This window comes from Mesorhizobium sp. M7A.F.Ca.US.006.04.2.1, assembly GCF_004022915.1.
Lineage (GTDB): Bacteria > Pseudomonadota > Alphaproteobacteria > Rhizobiales > Rhizobiaceae > Mesorhizobium > Mesorhizobium ciceri.
The window spans coordinates 1-10,362 of sequence record NZ_RZQA01000123.1; the positions used below are offsets into that span (position 1 = coordinate 1).

Sequence of the window (10,362 nt, forward strand, 5' to 3'; positions counted from 1 at the left end):
AACATGGCTGGTTTGGAATTCCTCGGCGATGTGATCCTGCCGAAGCCTGGCCCCCGGCTCGATCGCACCGGAAATGATGCGGTCCGCCAGAACCTTGCTGATGCGCACCGCGATGGTGTCGTCTGTGCCCTTTGCCATGTTTTATAGATAATTTGCGGCAGGGCGGCTTGTCGAGACGGCGGGACCGAATTCCTAAACTTCCTCTTAGCGCAGGCCAGAGATAGCGTCGCGAAAGTCCAGCCTTTAGTTGACCCGGCTGATGCAGAAATCGATGACGTCGATCAGCGCCGATTTCTGCGGCGTCGCTTCGAGCGGCGCCAGCGCGTCGCGGGCAATCTCGCCGAAATGGCGCGCGCGTCCGATCGTGTCGGCAATGGCGCCGTGGCGGGTCATCAGGCCGGTCGCCTTTTCCAGGCCGGCGTCATCGGCGACATTGTCCTCGATGGCGCGCTTCCAGAAGGTGCGCTCGGCCTTGGTGCCGCGCCGATAGGCGAGAATGACCGGAAGCGTCACCTTGCCCTCGCGGAAATCGTCGCCGACATTCTTGCCCAGATCCTTGCTGGTGCCGCCATAGTCCAGCGCGTCGTCGATCAGCTGGAAGGCCAGGCCGAGATTCATGCCATAGGAGCGCAGCGCGGCGCGATCGTTGCGCGTCGCCTGGGCGATGACCGGGCCGACCTCGGCAGCCGCCGAAAAAAGTGCGGCGGTCTTGGCCTTGATGACGGCGAAATGCTCGTCCTCGGTGGTTTCGAGGTTCTTGGCGGCGGCGAGCTGCATGACCTCGCCCTCGGCGATGATGGAGGCCGCACTCGACAGGATATCGAGCGCTTCGAGCGAGCCGACATCGACCATCATGCGGAAGGCCTGGCCGAGCAGGAAGTCGCCGACCAGAACGCTTGCCTGGTTGCCCCAGATCATGCGGGCGGTCTTCTTGCCGCGGCGCATGCCGCTCTCGTCGACGACATCGTCGTGCAGAAGCGTCGCGGTGTGCATGAATTCGACGGAGGTGGCGAGCTTGACGTGGCCCTCGCCGGCATAGCCGAACATCTGGGCTGCGGCCAGCGTCAGCATCGGCCGCAGCCGTTTGCCGCCGGACGAGATCAGATGGTTGGCGACCTCCGGGATCATCTCGACGTCGGAGCCGGCCTTGGACAGGATCAATTCATTGACGCGCCCCATATCGGCGGCAGTCAGATCGATCAGATCCTTGATGGAGGCGGGCTCCCGCTTCCCGTTTTCGATGTTGAGAACGACACCCACGACAATCACTCCCGTCTTGGTATAGAGCGTGCGACGGCACCCTTAGTCCCTGTATGGACTCTAGGGCGGCGGACATGGGCACGGCAAGTGGCGAATTGGCGCGGCGGCGGCGACAGAATGTCAACGACCCCCAAGGGAACGGCTCTGCCCCGGAATCCCCTACCCGTTTACATCAATAGCGCAAACTGCGAGTTTCATACAATGATAGAACTAGTCCGCACCAACGATGCCGTGATCATTTCCTTTGTCGAATCGCTGATGCGCGACGCCGGCATTGCCTGCTTTGTCGCCGACCAGAATATGAGCATTCTCGAAGGGTCGATCGGTCTTTTGCAGAAGCGCGTCATGGTCGACGCCGACCAGGCCGACGCGGCACGGCGCATCCTGACGGATGCCGGCATCGCCAACGAAATCCGCGGAAGATAATGTCCGCCGCGCCCGCCGCCCTTGTCCCGGACACGCCGGCCCATACGGTCGACGCTTTCCATCGCGGCCGATTCTGGCTGGTGCAGCCCAAGCAAGGCGGTCATCGCGCCGGCATGGATGCGATGATGCTGGCGGCATCCGTGCCGTCCTCCCTTGCCGGTCGTCTCGCCGATTTCGGTGCCGGTGCCGGGGCCGCCGGCCTGGCGGTGCTGTCGCGCTGCCCGGCCGCCGAGGCGGTGCTTGTCGAACGCGCGCCGGAAATGGCGGCCTTCGCGGCAGCCACTCTTGCCCATCCCGGCAATGCCCATCTGAGCGATCGCGCCTCCGTGCTGGTCGCCGATGTCACCGTATCGGGCCGGGCGCGGGCGGCCGCCGGCCTCGCCGACAATGATTTCGACTTCGTCATCATGAACCCGCCCTTCAACGCTCCCCGGGACCGCGCCTCCCCCGATCGCCTCAGAAAAGAGGCCCATGTCATGGAGGACGGGGTGTTCGAGAGCTGGATCCGCAGTGCGGCGGCGGTGGTCAGGCCGCGCGGCGGGCTTGCCGTGATCGCCCGCCCCGAACAGCTCGGCGCCATTCTCGATGCGATCGCAGGGCGCTTCGGCGATGCCGAAATGCTCGCCGTCCACCCTCGCCCAGACGCCGCGGCAATCCGCATCGTTGTGCGGGCAGCGCTCGGGACACGGGGAAAGCTTGCCATCCGCCCGCCCCTGATGCTGCACGCGCAATCAGGCAACGGCCCCGACGAGCGCAGCGAAATGATCACCAACGGCCTCGCCTCGCTGTTCGGAGATTGAGCTATTCTGCCTGGCCACATTGCCGTTGGCCGGGAAATCCCTACATGCCTGCAACCTATCGACCGGAGACCACGCCCTCGTGAAACGCCTTATCAACCGCCTGCTGCCGAAATCCTGGCGCTCCACCGTCGTCACCATTCCGGTCATCCGGCTGCACGGCACCATCATGGCAGGCGGTGGCCAGTTCCGGCCGAGCCTGTCGCTGGCCTCCACCGCTGGCCTCATCGAGAAGGCGTTTTCCTACGACGCCCCGGCAGTCGCCATCTCGATCAATTCGCCCGGCGGCTCGCCGGTGCAGTCGCGGCTGATCTTCAAGCGCATCCGTGACCTGGCCACGGAAAAGAACAGAAAGGTACTGGTCTTCGTCGAAGACGTGGCGGCGTCGGGTGGCTACATGATCGCGGTTGCCGGTGATGAGATCTTCGCCGACCCATCCTCCATCGTCGGGTCGATCGGCGTGGTCTCGGCTTCGTTCGGCTTCCCGGAACTGATGAAGAAGATCGGCATCGAGCGACGCGTCCACACCGCCGGCCAGAACAAGGCGGTGCTCGACCCGTTCAAGCCCGAGAAAAAGGAAGATGTCGAGCGGCTGAAGGCGCTGCAGCTCGAGGTGCACGGCACGTTCATCGACCTCGTCAAGGAGCGGCGCGGCGCGAAACTGAAAGACGACCCGGACCTGTTCACAGGCCTGTTCTGGACCGGCATCAAGGGCCTTGAACTCGGCCTGGTCGATGCGCTCGGCGACATGCGCACGGTGCTCAAGACCCGTTTCGGGGCGAAAACCCAGCTCAGGCTGATCACGACACCGCGCGGTTTCCTCAGCCGCTTCGGCCTGTTTGGCTCAAGCAAGGGCTTTTCAGCGCCCGATATCGCAGCCGCCGCCGCCAGCGGCGTGGTCGATGCGGCGGAAGAGCGCGCATTGTGGTCTCGCTTCGGGCTTTGAAAACCCGGCAAAAGCGTCTAGCATGAGAGCTTAACCGACCCGACCGGCCGCCTTCGCCGTCCCAGCGTGGGAGGAGTTTTGGCATGCCGCAGATCATTTTCTTCGCCGTCGTTGGCGTCGCCGCCTATTTCGGCTACCGCACCTTCATTAGGGAAGCCGAACGCGTGACCGCCAAGGTGCGGCGTACCGAAAAGCAGACGGCCAACGGCGCGATGGGCACTTTGGTCAAGGATCCGAAGACCGGCGAGTACCGGCTGGCCAAGGACTGAGCACCATTTCGCAGACCATTGTGGACACCGACATCGGGTCGCGTAGCTGGCACGCGCACGCCAAGATCAATCTTGCGCTGCATGTCACCGGCAGGCGACCTGACGGCTATCATCTGATCGAAAGCCTGGCGGTGTTCACGCGGTTTGGCGACAGGGTCGAAATTGCGCCTGCCGATAGCGATGAATTTACCGTGTCCGGCCGCTACGCCCCGGCTGTTCCTCTCGACGCCAGCAATCTGGTGCCTAGGGCGCGCGATGCCCTGCGACAGGCGGTCGGGCACGAGAGAACACCGCCGGTCGCTATCCGGCTGGAAAAGAACCTGCCGGTCGCCTCCGGCGTCGGCGGCGGTTCGAGCGACGCGGCGACCGTGCTGCGCGGGCTGGTGGAGACATGGGGCCTGGATATAGACGGCGCAGAGCTGGCGCGGATCGGCATTTCGCTCGGCGCCGATGTGCCGATGTGCCTGGCGGCAAAGCCGCTGGTCGCGCGCGGCATCGGAGATGAACTGTCGATGGTGCCGGATTTTTCGGCGCTTGGCCTGGTGCTGGTCAATCCGGGCACCCCGGTCTCGACGGCGGACGTCTTTGCGGCGCTTTCCCGGCGCGACAATGAGGCCTTGCCGCCGCTGCCGCGCAGCATCGATTTTCATAGCCTGCGCAACTGGCTGGAGATCACCCGCAACGATCTCGAGCCCGCCGCGCTGGCGATGCAGCCGGCTATCGGCAGGGCGCTTTCCTGGCTGAACAAGGCCGGATCGGGTTTTTCACGGATGTCCGGGTCCGGCGCCACCTGCTTCGGCCTGTTCGAGACCGGCAATGTCGCCAAGCGCGCCGCCGCCGAAATCCGCGGCCGCCAGCCCGACTGGTTCGTCGCGGCGACGCGCAGCATCGCATCGGAGGGATCGGATGGCCAGAATTGACGAGAGCCGCTCCTTCATTCCCGTGCGCATCGCGGTGCTGACCGTTTCAGATACGCGCAGCCTCGCCGACGACAAATCCGGCCAGACGCTGGCCGACCGCATCACCGAGGCCGGCCATATGCTGGCGGCCCGCGATATCGTCACCGACGATCGGGAAAAAATCCGCGACACGGTTCTGGCGTGGTCGCGGGACAAGAATATCGATGTCGTCATCACCACCGGCGGCACCGGTTTCACCGGCCGTGACGTGACGCCGGACGCGCTGGAGCCGATCTTCGAAAAGCGCATGGATGGCTTTTCGGAAGTGTTCCACCGGATCTCCTACGACAAGATCGGCACCTCGACGATCCAGAGCCGGGCGACCGGCGGCATCGTCAACGCCACCTTCGTCTTCGTGCTGCCGGGTTCGCCAGGCGCCTGCAAGGACGCGTGGGACGGCATCCTGAAGGCACAGCTCGACTACCGGCATATGCCGTGCAACTTCGTCGAGATCATGCCGCGCCTGGACGAGCATTTGCGGCGCGGCAAATCAGCTCCGTAAAGCCGAGGCAAGCGTCGCTCTCAGCGGATGACCGGCTCGCCATGAAACCGCCGGCGCGACGGCGGCGAGACGCCGAAGCCGACTTCCATCATCAGTCGCGGCGTGCGTGCCGGCACGGTGCCCATATGGAAGCCAAAAGGGTCCTCGACGAAACCGAGACCGGCCTCGCCGGTCAGCGTCACCGGGCTCTGCTCGCCATAGACATCCAGGACCTGTTGCGCGGGGTGGCCAACCAGAAGCGTGAGCTGGTGCTTGAGGCTGCGGCGCTTGTGGCTGCCCCTGACATAGACATGCGGACCGGTGTCGGTGTCGACCGGCTTGAGGTAGAAGAAGAATTTCAGCATGCGCCAATCATCGAGGTCGAAATGATACTTGCCGAGCGAGGCGAGGTTCTTGTCGGCATCCGAAGCGGCACCGGTTGGAAAACTCCACCAGACGCGCGTCGTGATCAGTTTTGCCTGGCCGCCGAGATAGTGCGCGGCAATATCCAGAAGCAGCGGATCGCGCTGGATGGCAAGCGCCGCCGGGCAGTCGAGGATGCGCTCGAAAAAATGCCCGCTGAGCAGCGAGCGGCCAAGGCGTTTCTCGGCCTCGGCATGTTCCCCCGGCATGAATTCGAGACGGCGGTCGAAATTGCCGAAGCAAGGCGTGCGCCCGGCGAAGTCGGCGATCTCTTCATGGATATCAGGCGGCAGGACCAAGCCTGAGAACAGCCCGTCGGAGCGCAACGCATCGACGACCGCTCCCCGTTCGACACCGGCAAACATCGTATCCCCGGCATTGGCGACCGGGCGGGCGCGTTTTGCGCCCAGCCAATGCATGCGGCGTCCAGGCATTGTGCGCGCCAGCACGAACATCGGCAGCCAGGCGGGGTTTTCGCGCAGGTCCTTGAGATAGGTCGGAATGCGCACCGCGATGCGTCGCAACAGACTGCCGTCGCGCGCAATAGCCTCGAGACTGGCCGCGCCGGATGTGTCGGGGGTTGAAAGCTTCATTGGGTCCTCGGCTATGAGAGCACCACCGATGCCGCATCGGTGCTCGCCACTCGGCATGTCCCAAACCCAATTCCCGCTTGAACGGAAGCTAACCCCGCGTCAGATTTTGTGCAATGCACAATGGCCTGAGCAGCTGCAAAAAATCATGTCGAGGAGCGGCGTTCCTGCTTGGCGGGCGCCATCCAGATCTCGGCGTCGAGCCGCTTCGTTGCGAGGCCGCGGGCGATGGCCTCAGCACTGCCGGCACTCTTGGCCGCGGCCGCCGCCTGACGCTTGCTGATCAGCAATCCGTCGGCCAGGGCGCGGTTTCCCGAAAAGACCCGTGCCAGGAATGGCGTGCGGCTGGCCCGCGTGCGCGAAAACCGTGCCGCCATGGTCTGCCTGGCCGTATGCGCGACAACCTCATCGATCCAGCCCTCCACCAACCGCGCGCCCGGTTCCAGGAGCAGCAACCAATCCCCCTTGGCCTGGCGGATGCCGGCAGCGACACCGCCGGTCACGTACTGACAGCCGGCATGCTCGGCCACACGATGCGTCTGGTCGGTGGAGCCTGTGTCGCAGACGATAACTTCACGCACCACGCCTTCGACCGCGCCGCCAATCAGCGAGGCGAGCGTGCGGGCGAGGCCCTCCTCGTCATTGCGGGTTTCGATGAGAACACTGAGCATCCTTAGCCGAATAGCGGAAAGCGCCGCACAGCGCCAGTTTTGCATCGCACATAGAAAGTTCTTGCTTTGTTCTCGTCGATGAAATAGGAATAATTTCATGAACAGAGCGATTCGACACAACACGGACAGTCCCTGGGAGCGGGCGAAAATGGAACAGATCGTGCGCGCCGACATTGCAGCTTTCGGAGCAGGAAGAGCCGAGATGGCCAATGCGATGGTCGAGCAGAGCGGCATGCGTGTCCGCCCGGACCGCAACCGCGGCAGGTCGGCCGGCATCAACCCGTCCGGCCGATTCGAGCCAGTCAGCCGGCACGTGTTCGACGATGGCTGGAATTCGCTGGAAGAACTGCCCCCCTTCAAGACCGAAGTGCAGGTCGAGAAGCCGCGCACCATCATCACCCGCAACGAATCGCCCGACATTTCCTTCGACCGTTCCATCAACCCTTATCGCGGCTGCGAGCATGGCTGCGTCTATTGCTTTGCCCGCCCGACGCACGCGTTCATGGGCCTGTCGCCGGGTCTGGATTTCGAATCGAAGCTGTTCGCCAAACCTGATGCGGCGCGCTTGCTCGACAAGGAGCTTTCGAAGGACAGCTATCAGCCGCGCACCATCGCCATCGGCACCAACACCGACCCCTACCAGCCGATCGAGAAGCAATACCGGATCATGCGCGAAATCCTCGAAGTGCTGGAAGCGCGCGGCCATCCGGTCGGCATCGTGACAAAGTCCGCCCTGGTGACGCGCGATATCGATATCCTGTCGCGCATGGCCGAACGCGGGCTAGCCAAGGTGGCGCTGTCGGTGACGACGCTCGACCGCATGCTGGCGCGCACCATGGAGCCGCGCGCGTCGACACCGACCAAGCGGCTGGAAGCGATCCGGCAGCTTTCGGATGCCGGCATTCCGGCGTCGGTCATGGTGGCGCCGATCATTCCGGGCCTGACCGATCCGGAGATGGAACGCATCCTCGATTCGGCACGTGCGGCCGGCGCGCGCGAGGCGGGTTATGTGATCCTGCGGCTGCCGCTGGAGGTCAGCCCGATCTTCAAGGACTGGCTGCTGCGCCATTATCCCGACCGTTACCGCCATGTGATGTCGCTGGTCCGCTCCATGCGTGACGGCAAGGACTACGATTCGGAATGGGGCAAGCGCATGAAGGGCGCCGGTCCCTATGCCTGGCAGATCGGCCGGCGCTTCGAGATCACAGCCAAGCGGCTTGGTCTCAATGCCGAACGGCGCACGCTGCGGACCGATCAGTTCGTTGCCGCCGGGAAAGACCAGGTGCAACTGACGCTGCTTTGAAGAGACAATTCGTCGCGATGGTTTGATCCGTCGCGCACCAAGAATCCCGTCCGGCCTGCCCCGGCCTGCAGACGGTGCCCTCCCGGTCCGGCGCCCCACCCGACCCGGAGGGACTTGCGGAGAATCGGAGCCGATGCGAACCTCGCCGCAACATGGCTCGCGCGCGTTCTGATTCTCCGCCTCTCTTTGAGATCATCGAGAAGCCCGACTTCTCCTTCGAGACGAAGGCGATGGCGGAGGGCCTGTGGCCGGTCGCCGGGATGGACGAGGCAGGCCGCGGCCCCCTGGCCGGGCCGGTGGTCGCCGCAGCGGTGGTGCTCGATCCCGCCAACATTCCCGACGGCCTCGACGATTCCAAACGCCTCAGCCATTTGCAGCGTGAGGCCCTGTTCCTGCGCATTCTCGGCTCCGCACAGGCGGTCTCGATGGCCTCCATCAGCGCCGAGGGCATCGACGGCAGCAACATCCTCAAGGCAAGCCTGGAAGCCATGCGGCGCGCGCTGGTAGGGCTGTCGGTCCGGCCGAAGCTTGCGCTTGCCGATGGACGCGACGTGCCGCCGGGACTGCCTTGTGAAGGGCGCGCGCTGATCAAGGGCGACCAGCGTTCGCAGTCGATCGCCGCCGCCTCGATCGTCGCCAAGGTGATGCGCGACCGCATGATGTGCGGCTGCGGCAACCATCACGACCGCTACGGGTTCGAAGTCCATATGGGCTACGCCACGGTTCGCCATCGCACCGCGATCGAAGCGCATGGCCCGGTGGCGCGGCTGCACCGCGTGTCGTTTGCGCCATTCCGGCTGGGTGGGGCCGAGGTGGACGTGGTGGAAGAAGAGAGCTTCGCCGGGCTGGATTGAGCGACGACGACGACAAGCCAATCTCCCCCTTGTGGGGGAGATGTCCGGTAGGAGAGAGGGGGGCGCTGTCCCGCCGGCCTCTCAATCGATTGCAGTTATGCCCTCAGGCTTGTCCCGATAGACCTTAGGACAACAAAGGTTAGCGTTCCTTCACGCCCCCCCTCTGCCCTGCCGGGCATCTCCCCCACGAGGGGGGAGATTGGCAGCTTCAGCGCCGCAACAAAAAAGCCGCCGGGTTGCCCGGGCGGCTTTCGATGACTGGCTAGACGAACCGCCTAATTCAGCTTCGACTTCACGTCCGCGAGCGAAGCCTTGAACAGATCTGCACCGGCCTTGGCGTCGATCTTGCCGGCAAGCAGCGCGCGTGCTGCCTCGACGGCGATGTCGACGGCGCTGGCGCGCACTTCGCTGATGGCATCACGCTCGGCCTGACCGATCTTCTGTTCGGCAAGCGCGGTGCGCCTGACGACATAGTCCTCGGTCTTCTTATGCGCGTCGGCGGCAAGCATGTCGGCTTCGCGCTTGGCGGCAGCGACGATGTCGGCGGCCTCCTGCTCGGCTTCCTTGCGCTTGCGCTGGTACTGGCCGAGCAGCTGCTGGGCCTCCTCGCGCAGCCGGCGCGCTTCGTCCAGTTCATTGCTGATCCTGGCGGCACGGGCGTCGAGCGCCTTGGCGATCATGCCAGGCACCTTGATGTAGACGGCAACGCCGAGGAAGATGATCAGGGCTATCGTGGCCCAGAGCGTCGCGAGAGATGTGTAATCCATGATGCGCTCCTCACCGGGCCACGGATTTGACCGCGGCCGCGATCTCGGCCTTGCTGGCCTTGCCGCCAACCAGAGCCTCGACGATCGCCGAAGCGGTGTCCTCGGCGATGCTGCCGACTTCCTTCATGGCATTGGCCTTGATGGAAGAAATGCGGGCTTCGGCTTCGCCAAGCTTCGCGTCGAGCGCAGCCTCGACCTTCTTGCGAGCGGTGTCGGCCTCGGCCTTGGCAGCGTCGTTGGCCTGCTGGCCGATGGCGTTGGCCTTGGTCTTGGCTTCCGCCAGTTCCTGCTCGTAGGCAGCAACGGCGGCGTCGGCCTCGCCCTTCAACCTGGCCGCCTGGTCGAGGTCCTGCGTGATGCGATCGTTGCGGACATCGATGATGCCGCCGACGCGCGGCATCACCACCCGCTTCAGGAAGAGATAGAACAGCCCGAAGGTGATCGCCAGCCACAGAAGCTGCGACGGGAACGTCGCCGGATCGAATGGCGGAAACGTGCCATGCGCTTCAGCAGGCACGCTGGTGCCGGAATGCGTGTCGCCTTCCGTCGCAGCGTGGCTGGTATCGGCTGATGGCGCGGACTCTTGCGCAAAGGCAGATGTCACGAACATGGACTA

The 10,362-nt window shown here is 64.4% G+C and carries 13 protein-coding genes and 1 pseudogene; 8 read left to right on the plus strand and 6 right to left on the minus strand.

Going from position 1 to position 10,362, the window contains the following annotated elements:
- Positions 1-138 (minus strand): annotated as a pseudogene (locus tag EN925_RS09385) (GntR family transcriptional regulator); the annotation flags it as partial.
- A gap of 105 nt (positions 139-243) precedes the next feature.
- On the minus strand, positions 244-1,260 hold the full coding sequence (locus EN925_RS09390; protein ID WP_013532830.1) for a polyprenyl synthetase family protein: 1,017 nt from the start codon (positions 1,258-1,260) through the stop codon (positions 244-246).
- 201 nt (positions 1,261-1,461) lie between these two features.
- Here EN925_RS09390 and EN925_RS09395 point away from each other — a divergent pair, with 201 nt between their 5' ends.
- The 6 genes from EN925_RS09395 to moaB all read left to right on the plus strand — a co-directional run bounded on the left by EN925_RS09395 (position 1,462) and on the right by moaB (position 5,159).
- Positions 1,462-1,686 carry a DUF2007 domain-containing protein gene (locus EN925_RS09395; protein ID WP_013532831.1) on the plus strand — a complete coding sequence of 75 codons (225 nt, stop codon included), beginning with the start codon at positions 1,462-1,464 and terminating at the stop codon, positions 1,684-1,686.
- Positions 1,686-2,486 (plus strand): methyltransferase, encoded by an 801-nt coding sequence (locus EN925_RS09400; protein WP_024502640.1) that lies wholly within the window; start codon positions 1,686-1,688, stop codon positions 2,484-2,486. Before EN925_RS09395 ends, EN925_RS09400 begins: the two co-directional genes overlap by 1 nt.
- Before the next feature lie 79 nt (positions 2,487-2,565).
- The gene (locus EN925_RS09405; protein ID WP_127368988.1) at positions 2,566-3,429 is read left to right on the plus strand and encodes a S49 family peptidase; all 864 of its coding nucleotides are present in this window, start codon (positions 2,566-2,568) and stop codon (positions 3,427-3,429) included.
- An 83-nt stretch (positions 3,430-3,512) separates the two neighbouring features.
- A complete protein-coding gene (locus EN925_RS09410) occupies positions 3,513-3,698 on the plus strand; it encodes a membrane protein (RefSeq protein WP_013532834.1) in 186 nt (61 codons plus the stop codon).
- A 20-nt stretch (positions 3,699-3,718) separates the two neighbouring features.
- Complete coding sequence (locus tag EN925_RS09415) at positions 3,719-4,618, plus strand: 4-(cytidine 5'-diphospho)-2-C-methyl-D-erythritol kinase (RefSeq protein ID WP_024502638.1); 900 nt, start codon at positions 3,719-3,721, stop codon at positions 4,616-4,618.
- On the plus strand, positions 4,605-5,159 hold the full coding sequence (gene moaB / locus EN925_RS09420) for a molybdenum cofactor biosynthesis protein B (protein ID WP_013532836.1): 555 nt from the start codon (positions 4,605-4,607) through the stop codon (positions 5,157-5,159). The genes EN925_RS09415 and moaB overlap by 14 nt, the downstream gene beginning before the upstream one ends.
- Before the next feature lie 20 nt (positions 5,160-5,179).
- Here moaB and EN925_RS09425 read toward each other — a convergent pair whose 3' ends face one another.
- Together EN925_RS09425 and EN925_RS09430 are read right to left on the minus strand one after the other, a co-directional pair.
- Positions 5,180-6,154 carry a hypothetical protein gene (locus tag EN925_RS09425; RefSeq protein ID WP_127368987.1) on the minus strand — a complete coding sequence of 325 codons (975 nt, stop codon included), beginning with the start codon at positions 6,152-6,154 and terminating at the stop codon, positions 5,180-5,182.
- Positions 6,155-6,297: 143 nt separating this feature from the next.
- On the minus strand, positions 6,298-6,822 hold the full coding sequence (locus EN925_RS09430; protein ID WP_013532838.1) for a glycosyltransferase: 525 nt from the start codon (positions 6,820-6,822) through the stop codon (positions 6,298-6,300).
- A gap of 148 nt (positions 6,823-6,970) precedes the next feature.
- On the opposite strand from EN925_RS09430, the gene EN925_RS09435 reads away from it, so the two are divergent.
- A complete protein-coding gene (locus EN925_RS09435) occupies positions 6,971-8,125 on the plus strand; it encodes a PA0069 family radical SAM protein (protein WP_023808673.1) in 1,155 nt (384 codons plus the stop codon).
- Positions 8,126-8,277: 152 nt separating this feature from the next.
- Entirely contained in the window at positions 8,278-8,979 is a 702-nt protein-coding gene (locus EN925_RS09440; RefSeq protein ID WP_027164182.1) for a ribonuclease HII, read from the plus strand.
- Positions 8,980-9,254: 275 nt separating this feature from the next.
- Here the strand turns inward: EN925_RS09440 and EN925_RS09445 are convergent, their stop codons facing one another.
- Both EN925_RS09445 and EN925_RS09450 read right to left on the minus strand, forming a co-directional pair.
- Positions 9,255-9,746, minus strand: a complete 492-nt coding sequence (locus EN925_RS09445; protein ID WP_013532841.1) for a F0F1 ATP synthase subunit B — start codon at positions 9,744-9,746, stop codon at positions 9,255-9,257.
- A gap of 10 nt (positions 9,747-9,756) precedes the next feature.
- A complete protein-coding gene (locus EN925_RS09450) occupies positions 9,757-10,356 on the minus strand; it encodes a F0F1 ATP synthase subunit B (RefSeq protein WP_013532842.1) in 600 nt (199 codons plus the stop codon).
- Positions 10,357-10,362: the final 6 nt, after the last annotated feature.

What these genes read in the sequence shown, in the direction of transcription:
- EN925_RS09445 (WP_013532841.1), bottom strand. Translation starts at nt 9,746, where the DNA reads ATGGATTACACATCTCTCGCGACGCTCTGGGCCACGATAGCCCTGATC.
- EN925_RS09395 (WP_013532831.1), top strand. Translation starts at nt 1,462, where the DNA reads ATGATAGAACTAGTCCGCACCAACGATGCCGTGATCATTTCCTTTGTC.
- EN925_RS09435 (WP_023808673.1), top strand. Translation starts at nt 6,971, where the DNA reads ATGGAACAGATCGTGCGCGCCGACATTGCAGCTTTCGGAGCAGGAAGA.
- EN925_RS09440 (WP_027164182.1), top strand. Translation starts at nt 8,278, where the DNA reads ATGGCTCGCGCGCGTTCTGATTCTCCGCCTCTCTTTGAGATCATCGAG.
- EN925_RS09410 (WP_013532834.1), top strand. Translation starts at nt 3,513, where the DNA reads ATGCCGCAGATCATTTTCTTCGCCGTCGTTGGCGTCGCCGCCTATTTC.
- moaB (WP_013532836.1), top strand. Translation starts at nt 4,605, where the DNA reads ATGGCCAGAATTGACGAGAGCCGCTCCTTCATTCCCGTGCGCATCGCG.
- EN925_RS09450 (WP_013532842.1), bottom strand. Translation starts at nt 10,356, where the DNA reads ATGTTCGTGACATCTGCCTTTGCGCAAGAGTCCGCGCCATCAGCCGAT.
- EN925_RS09430 (WP_013532838.1), bottom strand. Translation starts at nt 6,822, where the DNA reads ATGCTCAGTGTTCTCATCGAAACCCGCAATGACGAGGAGGGCCTCGCC.
- EN925_RS09400 (WP_024502640.1), top strand. Translation starts at nt 1,686, where the DNA reads ATGTCCGCCGCGCCCGCCGCCCTTGTCCCGGACACGCCGGCCCATACG.
- EN925_RS09425 (WP_127368987.1), bottom strand. Translation starts at nt 6,154, where the DNA reads ATGAAGCTTTCAACCCCCGACACATCCGGCGCGGCCAGTCTCGAGGCT.